The 17806-nt window shown below is 61.2% G+C and carries 16 protein-coding genes and 1 riboswitch; of the genes, 9 read left to right on the top strand and 7 right to left on the bottom strand.

Features of this window, described 5'->3' with window-relative positions:
- Window positions 1–112: 112 nt before the first annotated feature.
- From AAIL66_RS06400 to AAIL66_RS06385, 4 genes are all read right to left on the bottom strand, one after another.
- Window positions 113–1747, bottom strand: coding sequence for a SpoVR family protein (locus AAIL66_RS06400; protein ID WP_034377501.1), 1635 nt, complete (start codon window positions 1745–1747; stop codon window positions 113–115).
- Entirely contained in the window at window positions 1744–3012 is a 1269-nt protein-coding gene (locus tag AAIL66_RS06395) for a YeaH/YhbH family protein (protein ID WP_059440823.1), read from the bottom strand. Before AAIL66_RS06395 ends, AAIL66_RS06400 begins: the two co-directional genes overlap by 4 nt.
- 76 nt (window positions 3013–3088) lie before the next feature.
- The gene (locus AAIL66_RS06390) at window positions 3089–5011 is read right to left on the bottom strand and encodes a PrkA family serine protein kinase (protein ID WP_003062956.1); all 1923 of its coding nucleotides are present in this window, start codon (window positions 5009–5011) and stop codon (window positions 3089–3091) included.
- 464 nt (window positions 5012–5475) lie between these two features.
- Window positions 5476–6375, bottom strand: a complete 900-nt coding sequence (locus AAIL66_RS06385; protein ID WP_034369627.1) for an EamA family transporter — start codon at window positions 6373–6375, stop codon at window positions 5476–5478.
- Between the two features lie 88 nt (window positions 6376–6463).
- On the opposite strand from AAIL66_RS06385, the gene AAIL66_RS06380 reads away from it, so the two are divergent.
- Together AAIL66_RS06380 and AAIL66_RS06375 are read left to right on the top strand one after the other, a co-directional pair.
- A complete protein-coding gene (locus AAIL66_RS06380) occupies window positions 6464–6940 on the top strand; it encodes an Lrp/AsnC family transcriptional regulator (RefSeq protein ID WP_343496267.1) in 477 nt (158 codons plus the stop codon).
- A 164-nt stretch (window positions 6941–7104) separates the two neighbouring features.
- A complete protein-coding gene (locus tag AAIL66_RS06375) occupies window positions 7105–7413 on the top strand; it encodes a hypothetical protein (RefSeq protein ID WP_003062961.1) in 309 nt (102 codons plus the stop codon).
- 58 nt (window positions 7414–7471) lie between these two features.
- On the opposite strand, the gene AAIL66_RS06370 is transcribed toward AAIL66_RS06375, so the two are convergent.
- Window positions 7472–8122 carry a LysE family transporter gene (locus tag AAIL66_RS06370; RefSeq protein ID WP_343496266.1) on the bottom strand — a complete coding sequence of 217 codons (651 nt, stop codon included), beginning with the start codon at window positions 8120–8122 and terminating at the stop codon, window positions 7472–7474.
- Window positions 8123–8213: 91 nt separating this feature from the next.
- Here AAIL66_RS06370 and AAIL66_RS06365 point away from each other — a divergent pair, with 91 nt between their 5' ends.
- Complete coding sequence (locus AAIL66_RS06365) at window positions 8214–9134, top strand: HTH-type transcriptional regulator ArgP (protein WP_012838046.1); 921 nt, start codon at window positions 8214–8216, stop codon at window positions 9132–9134.
- A gap of 1 nt (window position 9135) precedes the next feature.
- On the opposite strand, the gene AAIL66_RS06360 is transcribed toward AAIL66_RS06365, so the two are convergent.
- Together AAIL66_RS06360 and AAIL66_RS06355 are read right to left on the bottom strand one after the other, a co-directional pair.
- Window positions 9136–9465 (bottom strand): hypothetical protein, encoded by a 330-nt coding sequence (locus AAIL66_RS06360; RefSeq protein ID WP_012838045.1) that lies wholly within the window; start codon window positions 9463–9465, stop codon window positions 9136–9138.
- A 14-nt stretch (window positions 9466–9479) separates the two neighbouring features.
- Entirely contained in the window at window positions 9480–9974 is a 495-nt protein-coding gene (locus tag AAIL66_RS06355; protein ID WP_003062966.1) for a DUF2721 domain-containing protein, read from the bottom strand.
- Window positions 9975–10234: 260 nt separating this feature from the next.
- Window positions 10235–10478, top strand: a riboswitch (cobalamin riboswitch).
- 155 nt (window positions 10479–10633) lie between these two features.
- Between AAIL66_RS06355 and AAIL66_RS06350 the strand changes: the two genes are divergently transcribed.
- From AAIL66_RS06350 to cobW, 6 genes are all read left to right on the top strand, one after another.
- A complete protein-coding gene (locus AAIL66_RS06350) occupies window positions 10634–12766 on the top strand; it encodes a TonB-dependent receptor (RefSeq protein WP_343496265.1) in 2133 nt (710 codons plus the stop codon).
- A 136-nt stretch (window positions 12767–12902) separates the two neighbouring features.
- On the top strand, window positions 12903–13898 hold the full coding sequence (locus tag AAIL66_RS06345) for an ABC transporter substrate-binding protein (RefSeq protein ID WP_343496264.1): 996 nt from the start codon (window positions 12903–12905) through the stop codon (window positions 13896–13898).
- On the top strand, window positions 13895–15031 hold the full coding sequence (locus AAIL66_RS06340) for an iron ABC transporter permease (RefSeq protein WP_343496263.1): 1137 nt from the start codon (window positions 13895–13897) through the stop codon (window positions 15029–15031). The genes AAIL66_RS06345 and AAIL66_RS06340 overlap by 4 nt, the downstream gene beginning before the upstream one ends.
- A complete protein-coding gene (locus AAIL66_RS06335; RefSeq protein WP_343496262.1) occupies window positions 15031–15846 on the top strand; it encodes an ABC transporter ATP-binding protein in 816 nt (271 codons plus the stop codon). Before AAIL66_RS06340 ends, AAIL66_RS06335 begins: the two co-directional genes overlap by 1 nt.
- A complete protein-coding gene (locus AAIL66_RS06330; RefSeq protein ID WP_343496261.1) occupies window positions 15843–16673 on the top strand; it encodes a (2Fe-2S) ferredoxin domain-containing protein in 831 nt (276 codons plus the stop codon). Before AAIL66_RS06335 ends, AAIL66_RS06330 begins: the two co-directional genes overlap by 4 nt.
- 47 nt (window positions 16674–16720) lie before the next feature.
- A complete protein-coding gene (cobW, locus tag AAIL66_RS06325) occupies window positions 16721–17767 on the top strand; it encodes a cobalamin biosynthesis protein CobW (RefSeq protein ID WP_343496260.1) in 1047 nt (348 codons plus the stop codon).
- Window positions 17768–17806: the final 39 nt, after the last annotated feature.

Below are 17806 nucleotides of genomic sequence, written 5' to 3'. Positions count from 1 at the left end.
TTGACGACCTGACCCAGCAAAAAGCGCTGCTTCTGCAGCGCTTTTTCTTTTTGTTTGATAGCTTATAGCGCTTTACAGGCAAGGGCTTAAAGCAACTTCCACTTGAGATTTCTCAATGCGAGGGTGCAGGCACCGAGTGCCGCAAAACCGGTGTCTCGCCATCGCCGTTGACGCTTTCCAGATGCACGCCAAATCCCCACAGGCGAGCCACATGCTTGAGCACCTCCTGTGCATCTTCTGCCAGTGGCCTGCCCTGGTACTGGGTATGCCGCAGAGTAAGACTGCGGTCGCCGCGCAGATTCACGCTCCAGGCCTGAATATTGGGTTCGCGCGTCCCCAGGTCGTATTGCTGAGACAGCAACTGGCGCAGCGTGCGGTAGCCATCTTCGTCGTGGATGGCACTGACCAGAACATCACGTTCGTCAGGGTCATCGTGCAGAGAGAACAAACGCATGTCGCGTATCAGGTGCGGGCTCAGAAACTGGCCGACAAAGCTCTCGTCCTTGTAGTTGCGCATGGCGTGGTGCAGCGCTGGCAGCCAGGGCGTGCCGGCCATGTCGGGAAACCAGCGGCGATCTTCCTCGGTCGGCTTTTCGCAGATCCGCCGAATATCGCGGTACATGGCAAAGCCCAGCGCATAAGGATTGATGCCGCTGAAGGCCCGGTGGCCAGCGGGCGGCTGGTAGATCACATTGGTATGCGATGACAGCCACTCCAGCATCACGCCGTCGGTCAGCCAACCCTCGTCATACAGAGTGTTGAGCAATGTGTAATGCCAGAAGGTGGCCCAGCCCTCGTTCATCACCTGAGTCTGGCGCTGCGGATAGAAATACTGGGCGATCTTGCGCACGATGCGCACGATCTCTCGTTGCCAGGGTTCGAGCAAGGGAGCGTTCTTCTCGATGAAATAGAGGATGTTCTCTTCGGGCTCTCTGGGAAAGCGCTCGCTGCCTTGCGTCGTGCTGTCCTTGTCCTTGTCCCTTCGGGCTGGAAGCGTGCGCCACAGCACATTGACCTGTTGCTGCACATAGGCTTCACGCGCCTCTCTCTCGGCGCGCTCTCGCGACAGGCTTTTATGCGAGGGACGGCAATAGCGGTCCACACCAAAGTTCGACAACGCATGGCAGGAATCCAGCAACTGCTCCACGGTGTCGAAGCCATAGCGTTCCTCGCATTGCGCCACATAGTCGCGCGCATAGACGAGATAGTCGATGATGCTGCCCGCGTCGGACCACATGCGAAACAGATAATTGTTCTTGAAAAAGCTGTTGTGCCCATAGGCCGCATGCGCAATCACCAGGGCCTGCATGGCCGTGCTGTTCTCCTCCATCAGATAGCTGATGCAAGGGTTGGCATTGATGACGATCTCATAGGCCAGTCCCATATGGCCTCGTCGGTAGCGGCGCTCCGTGGCCAGAAACTCCTTGCCATAGCTCCAGTGCCGGTAGTTGACCGGCATGCCCACGCTGGAATATGCATCCATCATCTGCTCGGCCGTGATGATCTCCAGTTGATTCGGATAGGTATCCAGACCGTAGCGCTCAGCCGTGGCCGCAATCGCCGCGTGATACTGTTCGATCAGCTCGAAAGTCCAGTCGCTGGGGTCGGGCAAGGGAGACGCCGGTCGCTGGGACGCCATCAAAGGTGCCTGCGGCACATCGCGAAAGCGCGGCTCCCCCTGGGCATGCGAATTTCCGGCCTTTCTGCTGGCGCTGAGATCCAGCACGGGATAGAGATTGAGGTTCATATCGATACCCCATCCTTCTTGAAGAGATCGCGGAACACCGGGTAGATCTCGTTGGCTGCCGATACCTTGCGCATGGCGAAATGGGGGAACAGCGACAGCAGGCGGCTGTACTCTTCCCAGAGACTCTGCTCCTCGAGCACCACTTGCAGGTAAGCGTAGTAGCGCACCAGCGGCAATATTCTTTCGGCCAGAAGGCTGTGGCATTTGCCGCCGTCGTCGCTGAAGTTGTCGCCATCGCTGGCCTGGGCGACATAGATATTCCAGTCGTTGACCGGGTAGCGGGCCCTGATGATCTGTTCGAGCAGGACCAGCGCGCTGCTGACTACCGTGCCGCCGCTTTCCGTGGAGTGAAAGAACTCGTCTTCGCTGACTTCTGCGGCCTGGGTGTGGTGGCGGATGAAAACAATCTCGATCTTGTCGTAATGCCTTGTGAGAAACAGATACAGCAGGATGAAAAAGCGCTTGGCCAGCTCCTTTCGCTCCTGATCCATGGAGCCGGACACGTCCATCACGCAGAACATCACGGCCTGGCTGCTGGGCACGGGCACCTTGCTGCGATTGCGAAAGCGCAGATCCAGTTGCTCCAGGAAAGGCACTGCACCGATGCGCTCACGCAAGGTATCGATACGGCGTTGCAACTCGGCTACTGACTCACTGGTGCCGTCGTCCTGCGCCAGCAGAGCTTCAAGCTGTTCCTCCAGTACCTTGAGCTCACGGTGCGGAGCTTTGGTCAGCGCAATGCGCCGCCCCAGGGCGCCGCGCATGGTGCGCACCAGCGCCAGATTGCTGGGCGTGCCGTCATGGCTGTAGCCGGCGCGCCTTGTCTTGTATTGCAAGGTATTGCCGATGTGGTTGCGCAGCAGGCGCGGCAGCGCCAGATCTTCAAAGAAAAGCTCCATGAACTCTTCCTTGGTCAAGGTGAAAGTGAAGTCATCCTGCCCCTCACCGCTATCGCTGGCCTGCGACCCCGAACCGCCGCCCCCACCAGGCGGGCGGGCAATGCGATCACCGCGCACATGCTCGCGATTGCCGGGCAGCACCATATCGCGGATACCACCCTGACCATGCCTGAAGACCGGCTCCTGAATGTCTTTTTTCGGAATGGTGATGCTTTCCGCCTGATCGATATGGCGGATGTCGCGCGCAGACACGGCTTTGCGCACCGCCTCCGCGATCTGCTCTTTGAAACGCCGCACAAACCGCTCGCGGTTGCCCACCGATTTATTCTTGCCTGCGAGCCTGCGGTCGATGATATGCAGTGCCATCTGTGCTCCCATCTCCAGGGGCTGTTCTCAACTCAACCGTCCTGTCGGTGGCCGCGCCGGGCCACCGACACCGCTGTCAGCTGCTCTTGCGCACGCGCAGATACCACTCGCAAAGTAGACGCACTTGCTTGGGCGTATAGCCCTTGGCTTCCATGCGAGTGACGAAGTCCTCATGCTTGCGCGCATCTTCAGCACTGGCCTTGGCGTTGAAGCTGATGACTGGCAGCAACTCCTCGGTGTTGGAGAACATCTTCTTCTCGATCACCACGCGCAGCTTCTCGTAACTGGTCCAGCTGGGGTTCTTGCCCTGGTTGTTGGCCCTGGCCCGCAGCACGAAGTTGACGATCTCGTTGCGGAAGTCCTTGGGGTTCGCAATGCCGGCCGGCTTTTCCACCTTCTCCAGCTCGGCATTGAGCGCATTGCGATCGAACACCTCGCCGGTATCGGTGTCGCGGTATTCGCTGTCCTGAATCCAGTAATCGGCGTAGGTGACGTAGCGGTCAAAGATATTCTGACCGTACTCGCTATAGCTCTCCAGATAGGCAGTCTGGATTTCCTTGCCGATGAACTCGGCATAGCGCTGGGACAGATATTCCTTGATGAAACCTATGTACTTGGTCTCCAGCTCGGCCGGAAATTGCTCGCGCTCGATCTGCCGCTCCAGCACATACATCAGGTGCACGGGATTGGCCGCCACTTCGGTGCTGTCGTAATTGAAGACCTTGGCCAGTATCTTGAAGGCAAAGCGGGTGGAGATGCCCTCCATGCCCTCGTCCACGCCCGCGTAGTCACGGTATTCCTGATAGCTTTTGGCGCGCGGATCAGTGTCCTTGAGACTTTCGCCGTCATAGACCTGCATCTTGCTGAAGATGCTGGAGTTCTCTGGCTCCTTGAGGCGCGTGAGCACGGAGAACTGCGCCATCATCTTGAGCGTGCCAGGCGCGCAGATGGCGTTGGCCAGCGAAGACTCCCGGATCAGCTTCTCGTAGATGCGGACTTCCTCGCTCACGCGCAGGCAGTAAGGCACCTTGACAATGTAGATACGATCGAGAAACGCCTCGTTGTTGCGGTTGTTGCGGAAGGCCTTCCATTCGCTTTCATTGCTGTGCGCCAGCACCACGCCGTCAAACGGAATCGCGCCAAAGCCTTCCGTGCCCTTGTAATTGCCTTCCTGCGTGGCCGTCAGCAAGGGGTGCAGCACCTTGATCGGAGCCTTGAACATTTCCACGAACTCCAGCAGGCCCTGATTGGCCAGGCACAGGCCACCCGAGTAGCTGTAGGCATCGGTGTCGTCTTGCGAAAAGTTCTCCAGCTTGCGGATGTCCACCTTGCCCACCAGGCTGGAAATATCCTGGTTGTTCTCATCGCCGGGCTCGGTCTTGGCAATGCCTATCTGCTTGAGAATGCTGGGGTAGCGTTTGACCACTCGGAACTGGCGAATGTCTCCGCCGAACTCCTCCAGCCGCTTCACGGCCCAGGGCGAGAGCACATGCTGCAGACTGCGACGCGGAATGCCGAACTCGTCTTCCAGCACCGGACCGTCTTCCACGGGGTCGAACAAACCCAGCGGCGACTCGTTCACAGGCGATCCCTTGAGCGCGTAGAACGGTGCCTTTTGCATCAGGTATTTGAGACGCTCTGCAATCGAGCTTTTACCGCCGCCCACCGGTCCCAGCAGATAGAGAATCTGTTTGCGTTCCTCCAGACCCTGGGCCGCATGACGAAAGAAGCTCACCACCTGCTCGATGGCATCTTCCATGCCGTAGAACTCAGAGAATGCGGGATAGCGACGGATGACCTTGTTGGCAAACAGACGCGACAGCACGGGATCGTTGCGGGTATCCACCATTTCGGGTTCACCGATGACGGACAGCATGCGCTGTGAGGCTCCGGCGTAGGCCATGGGATCACGCTGGCAAAGGCTAAGGTACTCGTCCAGCGACATTTCTTCTTCACGCAGGCGAACGTAGCGTGCTGCGGAATTGCTGATGACATCCATATGACCTCCCGTGGCGGCACCAGGGCTCGAATCAGTGCCGCAAAGTTGCAAGGCATTCGTTACCGTGTGCGTCCGTTGTAGCACCTCGCTCCTAATTTGAATAGACCGAGATTCCTACAAATATGCAGTAGCCACGACAGCCAAAACCGCAAACCGGATAGCGCAAAAATCGGTCAAAAAATATGACTCGAAATGAGCATAGAAGCCTGTCCTCATGGAAGCAATAAAGCCCCCTATCTATCTGCCATCATTCAAGATTTCGACGACTCGAAAAACTGATCGGAACATCGCTTTACAGGCAATCTGGGTGGCAACAAAAAACGCTGCACAAGCAGCGTTTCGAACTATTGCAGCTACAGAAAACAGAGCTTGCTGCTTAAATTCCAAGGGTTATTCACTAGAAATATTTCGGCAAAGCATTGATGAGCAAGCGCTAGCAGCATCTCTTTTCATAGCATGGGTATTCATCCGGAAGTGGCTGCCGAAGCATCCACCGCAGGCGATTTGGTACCTGGGCGCGTCACGGCGCTGCCCATGGCCGCAGCCATGATGCAGGCAATGGCGGTCCACTGCGTGGCCGTCAGGTTCTCGCTGAGCAGCAGCATGCCCATCAGTGCTGCAATGGCAGGTTCGGTCGCCAGCGCGATGCCGAAGGTGGCAGGCGGCAGACGGCGCAGAGCCAGCATTTCCAGTGAGTAAGGCAAGGCACTGGAGATGGCCGCCACCATCAGCCCGAACAGCAGAATCGACGGCGTCAGCAACTTGACTCCAGCCTCGGCCACACCAAACGGCACCACCACCAACGCCGCGCACAGCAAGCCCAGGGAGACGGCCTGGCCGCTGGGGATATGGCCCAGCCTGCGCCCCAGAACGATGTAGGAGGCCCAGCAGATGGCGGCTCCGAGCGCGCAGGCAATACCCACCGGGGAGAGATTGAGGCCCGAAGCACTGCCACCCAGAGGAAGAATCAAGGCCAGGCCGACAACCGCCAGCGCCAGCCAAATAAAGTCCAGCGCGCGGCGTGAGTAGTAGATGGCCACGGCCAGCGGTCCTGAAAACTCGATGGCCACGGCCAGGCCAAACGGAATATCGCGCAGCGCCATGTAGAACATCAGATTCATGCCGCCCAGTGCCATGCCGAAAACCAACAGAGCCAGTGCCTGCTGACGGTTGAGCGACCAGCGCCAGGGCCGCCAGACGCACACCAGAATCAACGCGGCAAAACCCACTCGCAGTGCCGATGTACCCTGGGCACCAATCAAAGGAAACAGCTGCTTGGCCAGCGAAGTCCCCAGCCCGAGTGCAGTGACCGAGCCCAACACGGCCAACACGGGCCACCAATGATTCCAGCTGTTTTTTGACATAGGTGAGTACGATATTGCATGTCACCCGCGAAATTTGCTCGTTTTCAGCCCTGAATCTGCAAGTTTCGCTCTCAACCCATCCAACACCATGCCTGCTGCCGACCTGGACTCCTTTGACCACGCGATTCTTGCCCTGCTCCAGCGTGACAACCTCATGCCGCAGCGTCTGATTGCTGAGCACATCAACCTCTCGGCCCCAGCCGTGCAGCGGCGCATCAAACGATTGCAGGAAACCGGGGTGATTGCCGCCAATGTGGCCGTGCTGGAGCCCGTCAAGGTGGGCCGCACGCTGACTGCGGTCATCACCGTGCAGCTGGTCAACGACAGGCCGGATCTGTCGCGCGGCTTCAGGGCGCGTATCGCCGACGAAGCGGCTGTGCAGCAGTGCTTCTATGTGACGGGCGAAACCGACTACATCCTGGTCGTCACGGCAACCGACATGGATGATTACCAGGCCATCTGCAAACGCCTGTTCGAAGGGGACGAGAACATTCGCCGCTACAGCACCTCGATCGCGCTGGAGCGCATCAAGACAGGTCTGCAACTGCCCCTGTCTACGCCATAAGGCGGTTCCGCCGTGCGACCGCCCGGCCGGGGTTGATGCAGGACGAGGTCTGCCATCTGCCATGGAGATTGGCACTGGCGCCACCGGAAACAAAATGCAACAATTGCGTCATAAACCGGCTCAGATTCCGCACACAAACAAGAGTCCACTCTTGAGGAGACACGATGAACGCTTCTTCCGCCACTTCGCCCGATATGGCCACGCTGGTTGCCGATCGCACTCTGGACAAATATGCCAAGGACTACTTCCCCCGGCGCGAGCAAGTGACGATTGCCTTTCGTGGCGACATTGCCGAGAGGCACAACTACGACAAGATCCGCCCGCTCTCCGAGGCCCAGCGCCATGGCAGGCATATTGTGGTGATCGAGGGCCAGAGCCAGAAGACCGGAGCCACAGGCCACTACCGCATTGAATGCAATAGCTGGAACCTCATCGAAGCCGTGGGTCTGTGGGAACAAGCCGCAGAGGCTTGAAACCCGATGTGGGGGTGTGAAAGAGCCTGCAATGAATGGCGCTGGCGCAACTTGAGACTCAAATCTCCATTCCCAAAGCGCTGTTTGCCACCCACCAGGCCAGACACAGCATCATCACACCGGTGATACCGTCCATGACGCGCCAGGCACCGGGGTTGGCAAACAAGTGCTTGAGACGGCGCCCCGCCATCGCCAGCAGCACAAACCAGAGGCAGCTGGCCGAGGCCGCACCCATCACGTAGGACCAGCGGCCCGCACCCTCCTGCTGGGCGCCAATCGAGCCCATCAGCAAGACCGTATCCAGGTACACATGAGGATTGAGCAAAGTGATGGCTGCCAGTGCAGCCAGCACGCTCATCATTCCGCGTGGTGCAGCCCTGCGCTCGCCGGCCTCCATGGCGGCATCCGGGGCCAGCCACATGCGCCGCAAGGCGAAAAGGCCATAGGCCAGCAAGAATGCGGCGCCACCCAGCGTCAGATACTGGGCCAATACCGGATAGCTGGCCAGCATCTGCGCCATGCCGGCCACCCCCAGCGCAACCAGCAGCCCGTCGCTGAGCACACACAGAGCCACGCAGGCCTTCACATGTTCGCCATGCACTGCCTGTCGCAGCACATACAGGTTCTGGGCACCTATGGAAACAATGAGCGAAGCGCACACCGTAAAGCCTGCAATCCAGGCGGAATAAAAATTAGTTGTCATGTCCATGAGCCGCTGACTCCTCCAAACCGGCCCGGATTCTTGCTCTGCGAAGCAATTAAGTAAAATTACATTTACTCAATTCAATGAAGAATTTCTAATGCTGGACTACGCGGGACTGGAAGCGCTTGCCGCCGTATTGCGCGAGGGAAGCTTCGAGCGTGCGGCGCGCAAGCTGCATGTCACCCCCTCCGCCATCTCCCAGCGCATCAAGCTGCTCGAGGAACGCGTGGGACAGGTGCTGGTGCTGCGCGGTACGCCTTGCACCGGCACGGAGGCCGGCCGACGCCTGTGCCTGCATGTGGAGCAGGTGGCGCTGCTGGAAAACGATTTGCGGCGCAAGAATCCCGAGCTGGTCCCCGAAGGACAGACTGCCCTGCCCACGCTGAAGCTGGCGGTCAATGCCGACTCCCTGTCGACCTGGTTCATGGATGCCATGGCGGCCTTCACGCAGGATGGCAACGAGCTGCTGGACATCAGCATTGACGACCAGGACCACACGGCCAAACGCATCAAGGAAGGCGAAGTCATGGCCGCCGTCACGGCCACGGGCTCTGCGATTGCTGGCTGCAACACCTGGCCCCTGGGCCGCATGCGCTATATCGCCGTGGCCAGCCCGGAGTTTGTGCAGCGCCACCTGGCCCAGGCCGAATCAGACCGGGAACTGGCCCAGATGCTGGCCAAGGCGCCAATGATGTACTACGGCCGCAAGGACAGCCTGCAGGACCAATGGCTGCACGGCCTGGGGCTGGACGGACGGCGCAACAACGCGCGTCACTTTCTGCCCTCCAACCAGGGCTACACCCGTGCCGTGGAACTGGGCATGGGCTGGGGCATGCACCCGGCACAGCTGATCACCCCGCAGCTGGCCAGTGGCGATTTGATGGAACTGCTCCCGGGCAGAGATCTCCACATCCCTATGTACTGGGCCCATACCCGCAATGCTCAGGCCAGCCTGCAACGCCTGACCGACTGCATCATCCATGCCGCAGCTGCCTGGCTGGAGCCCATGAAGGACTAGCTCAGTCTGCTGAAGACTTTTTCAGGCCGTAATAGAACACCCAGGCAGCCGCCAGGTAGAGAAAGGGATAAAGCGCCAGATAAGGGGCCAGATGCAGATAGGCCGACCATCGGTCGGCCGCGAAAAAGCTTGCATACACCAAGACCGCAAGCAATGCCCCGCTACCTGCCAGCAGGCCGGCATAGGCCAGCAAGGTGGCCAGACGCAAGAGCAGTCTGCCGCGCTCGACCAGCAGCAACCGGCCCGAACGCAGCTGCACGGGAATCTGATAGAGGCGAGCAAGTGCCATCAGGAAGACGATGGGCACCAGGATCAGAGGCAGGAAAAACATGTCTCGCAGCGCAATCAGGGGCGATGCTCGGACTCCACATGGCGCACGGCCGCCCTGGCCTGGGTGAGCATATGAAAGTCCAGAATGCGTGTCGCCATGATGGTCTCCCAGAGGAAGCAGCATAGAGCCAGCACAAAGGCCAGCACCCCCAGCAGAAAGCTGAAAACGGCATAGCCGTGGCCGCTGACGCCGTAGGCCTGGCCCACGAACAGCAGCACAATGGTCAGCCCTATGCACATGCCGCACAGCGTCAGCAGCGCGATGGATACGTTGGCCAGTCGCCCGCGCTCGCGCAGAAAATGCAGTTCCTTGAGATGGCGGGCGATCAGATCGTGATCGTCCAGGGTGCGCAGGCTTTCCTCCAGCTTGCGGGCGCGGTCAATGATGCGGGCCAGCCGCCCCGCTACGGAGCCAATCATGCCGGCCACGGCAGTCAGAAAAAAAACCGGCGCAACAGCGAGCTGAATGCTGTGGGTGACGGTCTGTGCGTCGATGGACCAGATGCTCATGGTGTCCTCAAAATCGGGGGCTGTCTCAGCCTCTATTTTTATGCACAAATATCAGCTCAGTTTTGACTGAATTCACTCAAAAAACAGCCATGGCTGTTTTTCTACTGCGCCAGATGTTTGACGGCAATTGGCATGCCTGCCGCAATGCCGGTGCTGGCCCTGTGTCTGTCCTTGTCGCCATGGATCCCGCCTCGTAGGCACTACCGATGGCTGCTGCTATATAATTTTTCGCGAACGATCTTTCAGACTACGGTCTGCCAAGCTTGTTCAACGTAGCAGGTGCCCGATATTTCATCGGGTTAAACGGGAACAAGGTTCAAAGCCTTGGCTGCCCCCGCAACGGTAAGCAGATCAATCCACTTCACGGCTTTTGCACCAGCAAGAGCCAGTCACTGGCGTTCTACGTGGCCTCTTCAAGAGGTGCGCGGCAGCGCTGGGAAGACGAAGTGGCATGCCTCGCGCAATCTGCCAGCCCGGATACCGGCCTGTTAAGCGCTGACCGTCCGGGTGCAACTCCGGCAGTCGGCATTTGCAACGACCGTCTGCGGGGAGCAGCGTGACGGCAACTGATCGGCGACAGGCGCGCACACCCAGGCGCACTCCGGACGCAGGTCATGTCTCGTCACATGCATGCAGGCTGGTCAGTTCTCGCTGACGACATGAAATCTTTCGCCCTGCCTGCTGCCCTGATCGGCCTGGCACCTGCCTTGACCTTGGCCGCAGAACCTTCGGCCAACAGCTCAAGCCCCTCCACTTTCTCCTCGGCAGCGCAACTGCCTACCGTACAGGTCACGGACAACGCCCCTGGCGGACTGGGTCTGTCGCAGCCAACAACATCGGGCAGCCGGACCGGCATCGCCACCCGTGACCTGCCCGCCAGCCTCGACTATGTGGACGAGCAGACTTGGCAGGAGCGCGGTGACAGCCGAATGGCCGACATCATCGGCCGCACCGTGGGCATGACGCCACTGTCTGCCACCAGCTACAGCAGCCTGTCCTTCAGCACGCGCGGCTTCACCGGCACCAACTCGGTGGGCATCGCCGAAGACGGCGTGCGCCTGAGCGTGGCCTCGTCGACCACGCCATACCCTGCCAACAGCTGGGGCTATGAGCGCGTGGAAGTGCTGCGCGGCCCTGCCTCCATCGTCTATGGCACGGGTACCGTGGGCGCCACGGCCAATGTGGTGCGCAAGCAGCCCAGCAAGGAGACTGTGCGCGAAGTACTGGTCGGGGCCGGCTCGCACGGTACGGCCAAGCTCGGTCTGGGCATGGGCGGCGCGCTGAGCGACACGCTGAGCTACCGCCTGGATGCCTATGGCCACCACACAAATGGCGAGCACGACATGAGCCGCGCCAGCGGCGGCAAGCTGATGAGCACGCTGCGCTGGCAACCCACGGCGGCCCTGCGCATGGAACTGCTGGCCGATGTCAGCGACGAAAAACCTGCACGCTATTTCGGCACACCCACCGTGAACGGTGCCATCGTGCCCGAGCTGCTGGGGCGCAACTTCAACACCGCTGACAGCGATATCCGCATCAAGGACAAGCGCGTGCGCGCCCGTGCCCAGTACCAGGTCAACGACTGGCTGAGCGTGAGCAACGAGCTCTACCATTTCAAGGCCGATCGCTACTGGCGCAACATCGAAGCCTATAGCTACAACCCCAGCAAGCAGCAAGTGACGCTGGGTGACTATCTGGAGCTGGCCCACGATCTGGCCCAGACCGGCAATCGGCTGGAAACTACCATCCAGGCCGGTGCGCACAAAGTAGTAGCGGGCTGGGAGGTAAGCCGCGCCCGGTTCAACTTTGCACGCAACGACTATGCGGGCAGCGCGACCATCGGCGTGAACGAGCCCTCGCTGGGCTACTGGCCCAATACTTCGCCCAGGCTGCCAAGTTATCGCACTCAGGCCACCACGCATGACTTCTATGCCGAGGATGCCTGGACGCTGAGCGACAAATGGCTGCTGCTGGCCGGCATACGCCGCGCCCTCACGGACTTTGAGCGCAATGATCTGGTGGGCAGCGGCTCCTTCGACAAACGTCTGAACGGCACGGCCTGGCGCCTGGGTCTGACGCACAAGCTCAGTGCCCAGACCAACCTCTACGGCCAGCTATCTCAAGGCCATGACCCCGTCACCAATGTGCTGACACTGAACCTGGGCAACAGCCCCTTCAAGCTGACCACGGCACGCCAGATTGAGCTGGGCCTGAAGCAGCAGTTCGCCCAGGGCCAGGGCGAATGGACGGCTGCTGCCTATCGCATCGAGAAGAAAGACATCATCACGCGCGACCCGAACAACGCTTTGCTGTCCGTGCAAGGCGGCAAGCAAAGCTCGCAGGGGCTGGAGCTGAGCGCGGTGATGCGCCTGTCACCCAACTGGCGCCTTGAGGGTAATTACGCCTTTGTCGACGCCAAGTATGACCAACTGATCGAAGCCAGTGGCGCCGACCGCTCCGGCAAGCGTCCCACCAACGTGGCGCGCAACACCGCCAATCTGTGGGCCCACTACACCACCCACAACACCCTGGGCCGCTGGCAGGCATCGCTGGGCGCACGTGCCGTGGGCAGCCGCTTTGCGGACAACGCCAACACCGCGCGCAGCGGCGGCTACACCGTCTGGGATGCTGCACTGAGCTGGCGTCCCCAGCCGCACAGCACCTATCGTCTGACGCTGCGCAACCTGACGGACAAGCTCTACACCTACTCGGCCGTCTCCAGCGCCAGGGCGGCACAGGCTTACCCCGGTGAGGGGCGGCGCGTCGATCTCACGGCCGAGTTCACGTTCTAAGTGCCATGCATCGCTTTGATATCAGTAGCTGCCTGCGCTTGTATTTTCTTGAGTTCAGACACTTTTAGCCATGAAGTCCTTTAAATACATTCGCCAGCAGCTCCTGTTACTGAAGCAACCACTATGGTTTGTCGCGATGCTGGCTTCGGCAGCAGCGCTCAGCGCCTGCGGCGAAAGCCATCAGGCCGGCAGCATCCCGCAAACATCACCCAGCAAGGCGGCAACAACAGCGCTCACCATCGATGTCTGCACCCAGCCCGTGGCCTATGACAAAGTTCCGCAGCGTGCCGTGGTGCATGGCATCAATCTGCTGGAGATGTTTCTTGCCCTGGGCCTGCAGGACAGGCTGGTGGGCTATGGCGGTCTGCGCGACATCAGCCGCCTGCCCACCGCCATGCAGCCGCTGCTGGCCGGCGTGCCCGATCTGTCCAGCCAGGGCATGAACCTGGAAACCTTGCTCAACGCCCAGCCGGACTTTGTCTTCAGCGGCTGGTCCTATGGCTTCAGACCCGGCCAGATCACTCCTGCCAGCCTCAAGGAGCTGGGCATCGCCAGCTATGTGCTCAGCGAATCCTGCATACGGCAGGTGGCTCGCGAACGCGTTTCGCTGGAAGACACTTTCAACGACCTGCTCAACCTGGGCCGCATCTTTAACATCGAGGCACGCGCCCAGGCGCTGGTGGGCAAGCAGCGCGCCCAGTTGCAGCGCGTGACCGACGCCCTCCAGAACGTGAGCCACAAACCCAAGGTCTTTGTGTTTGACAGCGGCACAGACATCCCCGTCACCACGGGCCGCTATGCCATGCCCCAGGCCATGATCGAGGCAGCGGGCGCAACGAATATCTTTGACGATCTGGACAGCAGTTGGATGCGCGGCAACTGGGAAGACGTGATTGCCCGCGAACCGGACTGGATAGTCATCGTCGATAACGACAGGCCCGTGGCCGACGGCAAACGCCAATTTCTGCTGGCCAAGCCCGAGCTGGCCCACCTCAAGGCCATACGCGAGCAGAAGTTCGTGCTGCTTGAGTTTGCCGAAGCCACGCCAGGCCCGCGCAATGTCGCCGCCACCCAGCGCCTGGCCCATGCGCTGCACCCCGAGCAGATACCCGAACAGGTGAGCGAGCCATGATGCAGACCGCCGAACACCCAAGCAGTGCGGCTTCGGTCAGCGCCACCACCAACGCTTTCTCGGCCCAGCGCCGTCAACTGGCACTGTGGCTGGCGGCGTTGATCGCGCTGCTGCTGCTTTCGCTCACGCTGGCCATCACGCTGGGGCCGGTTCGCATGGCGCCGCAACTGGCATGGCAGATCACGGCGCATGAAATAGGCCAGCAGCTCAACAACCTGGGCTTGAGCTTTGGTGGGTCCGGAGGTGACTGGACCGTGGCCCAGCAGCAAATCGTCTGGCGCGTGCGTCTGCCGCGCGTGCTGCTGGCCGCTCTGGCGGGAGCAGGTCTGGCCGTGGTGGGCGTGGCCATGCAAGCCATGGTGCGCAACCCCTTGGCCGACCCTTATCTGCTGGGCGTGTCGTCTGGCGCTTCGGTAGGCGCGGTCAGCGTGCTGGCCTTTGGCACACTGGCGTTTGCGGGTGAGCTGGCCCTGCCGCTGGGCGCTTTTGGCGGTGCGCTGGCTGCCTGCACCACGGTGTATTTTCTCGCCCATGCCCACGGCAGGCTACTGGCCTCGCGCCTGATTCTGGGCGGCGTGGCCATTGCCTACTGCCTGGGCGGCGTCACCAGCCTGATCGTGCTCACGGCCGATCAGCGCGAGCTGGCTAACTCGGTGCTGACCTGGACGCTGGGCAGCCTGGCCGGCACGCGCTGGGACGAGCTGGGCCTGCCAGCCTTGCTGCTGCTGGCTGGCGTGGTTCTGCTGCTGACGCAGGCGCGCTCACTCAATGCCCTGCTCGCGGGCGAAGAAACCGCCATGACGCTGGGCGTGGACACCACGCGCACCAGGCGCTGGCTGTTTGTGCTGGTCTCCCTGATCACCGGCGTGCTGGTGGCGCTGACCGGGCCCATCGGCTTCGTGGGCCTCATCGTGCCCCATGTCACGCGCATGCTTGTGGGGGCCGAGCATCGCAGCGTGCTGCCCGTGGCGGCGCTGGTGGGCGCCATCTTCCTGGTCTGGGTCGATGTGTTCTCGCGCATCAGCTTTGCTCCGGCCGAGGTGCCTGTGGGCGTCATCACCTCGCTGCTGGGCGGCCCCTTCTTTGTCTGGATGCTGTGCCGCAAGAATGCCCGGGAAAGGCTGAGCCTGTGATGTTCCAAGCCCATCAAGCTCAGGCACCCAGCCAGTGCAAGCTGCTTTTGCAGGCCAGTCAGCTCAACTTTCAGGCCGCAGCGGCGCATATCGTGCGTGATGTCAGCCTGCAGGTGGCGCGTGGCCAGTTCGTGGGCCTGCTCGGGCCCAACGGCAGTGGCAAGTCCACGCTGCTGCGCATGATCTACCGCATCCTCAGACCCGCCAGCGGCACGGTCTGTATGCAGGAGCGCGACGTCTGGCGGCACAGTGCTCGCGACAACGCCCGTGCCATGGCCGTGCTGGCACAGGAAAATGCCAACGAGTTCGATCTGCGCGTGCGCGATGTGGTTCTGATGGGACGCACGCCGCACCAAAGCGCCTTTGACAAAGACAGCGCGCAAGACTTTGCCATCGTCGCCCAGTCGCTGGCGCGGGTGCAGGCCCAGCCACTGGCCGAGCGCATGTTTTCCACGCTCTCGGGCGGTGAGAAGCAGCGCGTGCTCATGGCCCGCGCACTGGCCCAGCAGGCACCGCTGCTGGTGCTGGATGAGCCCACCAACCACCTCGACGTGCGCCACCAGTTCGAGCTGATGAATCTGATTCGCGGCCTGAGCCTGACCACTTTGGCCGCTCTGCACGAGCTGCCGCTGGCCGCGCACTACTGCGACCGCATCTACCTTTTGCAGCACGGTGCACTCGTGGCGCAAGGCACTCCGACCGAAGTGCTGACGCCAGAGACCATTGCCCGTGTCTACGGCGTGCGCGCCCAGGTGCACACCAGCGCACGCACGGGCAAGCCCGTGATCGAATTCATGCCGGATGAGCTGCTATGACCCAGACCTGCACTGAGCCCACGCCCTCTTTACCTGCAGCCAACGCCGGCCTGGCCATCGTGGTGCTCAGCCGCGGTGCGGCCTATGCGGGCGGCCTGACGGAACTGAGCGATCTGGCAACGCAGCTTGAGGCCCGGCTGGCTGCCGCACAAACGCCTGTGCTGCGTGTGCAGCCGGCCTTTGTGGACCGAGCACAGCCTGCCTTGCCCGAAGCGCTGGACCTGTGCGCCGATGCCGATCAGATATTGATCCTGCCCGTCATGGTGCCCGACGAGCCTTCACTGCGCCGCTGGCTGCACAAGCTCATCATGCGCTGGCGCGCCAAGCAACAGGCTGAAGGGCAACCCGGAAAACACGCCCCTCGCATCGTGTTTGCTCAACCCCTGCTGCAGTTGCCGGCGTTGGCCGAGCTGCTGGCCGCCACCATTCCCAGCGCGCTGCAGCAGCCCGATGTGCCGCAATTGCTGGCCGATGAAGACTGGGAGCGCGACCCCAAAGCCTGGTCCCAAGTGCCGGAGCACCAGCACCATGTGCTGTGGTGCGTGGGCCCACGCTGCGCGGCCAAGGGAGCCGTCGCGCTGTGGCCGCAACTGGCACGCACCGTGCAGCAAAACCCGCTGCTCAAAAAGCAGGTGATGCTGCTGCAAACCAGCTGCCAGTACCCGTGCAACCACGGCCCGCTGATGATCGCCTACCCCGAAGGCGTGTGGTACGGCCCCATGGATGCCACGACGATCGAGTCCGTGCTGTCAGCCCATGTGCAGCAGCATGACTGCCCCCACGAACACCTGCGCGTGCATGGGCCACAGCCCGCACTGCACGAATAAGTTTACCTGTTGAATTTCCCTGTTGATCCCCATCCGGAGAGTGATCCATGCAAACCACCAAAATCCCCGCCACCATCGTCACCGGCTTTCTCGGCAGCGGCAAGACCACGCTGATGCGCCATATTCTCGAGCAGGCCAAGGGCCTGCGCGTGGCGGTCATCGTCAACGAGTTCGGCGAACTGGGCATTGACGGCGAAATCCTCAAGACCTGCGCCATAGGCTGCAAGGAGGAAGGCGGCGCAGACGGCCAGATCTACGAGCTGGCCAACGGCTGCATGTGCTGCACCGTGCAGGAAGAGTTCTTCCCCGTCATGAAGGCCCTGGCAGAACGCCGCGCCGACATCGATGTGCTGCTGATCGAGACCAGCGGCCTGGCCCTGCCCAAGCCCCTGGTCCAGGCCTTCCAGTGGCCCGACATTGCCAATGTCTTCACTGTCGATTCGGTGGTCACCGTGGTCGACACGCCCGCTGCGGCTGCCGGCCAGTTTGCCCATGATCCGCATGCTGTCGACGAGCAGCGTCAGGCCGACCCCAATCTGGACCATGACGCCAGCCTGCATGAGCTGTTCGAGGATCAGCTCTCGGCCGCTGACCTGGTGGTGCTGTCCAAGGCCGATCTGGTCACGGCCGAACAACTCGGTCAGGTGCGAGCCCTGGTGGCCGAAGAAGTACCTGCCAGCGTGAAGATGATCGAAGCCGTGCAGGGCCAGGTGCCCCTGAACGTGCTGCTGGGCCAGCATCGCGCCGCCGAGCTGTCGATCGACGACAAGCACAGCCACCATGACCATGACGAAGACCATGACCACGATGCCTTCGACTCCTTGCACCTCGACCTGGGTGCCGTGGACCGTGAGCGCCTGATGCAGGCCTTGCAGTCCATCGTTGAGCAACATGGCGTGCTGCGCGTCAAGGGCTTTGCCGCCTTGCCGGGCAAGAAGATGCGTCTGCTGGTGCAGGGCGTGGGCCGCCGTTTTGATGCCTATTTCGACCGTGCCTGGGCCGACGGCGAAGCTGCGGCCACGCGTCTGGTGTTCATCGGCAAGCAGCTGGACACCGCCGTGCTGCGCCAGGCCTTGCTGGGCGCCCAGGCATAAAATCCAAGCAAATCGGCCTCTATCGCTTTACTGGCAAGC

The sequence above is a fragment of the Comamonas sp. F1-6 genome (assembly GCF_039581415.1).
GTDB lineage: Bacteria > Pseudomonadota > Gammaproteobacteria > Burkholderiales > Burkholderiaceae_C > Comamonas > Comamonas thiooxydans.
The sequence above is the reverse complement of the archived record's forward strand: the minus strand, read 5'-3'. Positions and strand labels throughout refer to the sequence as shown.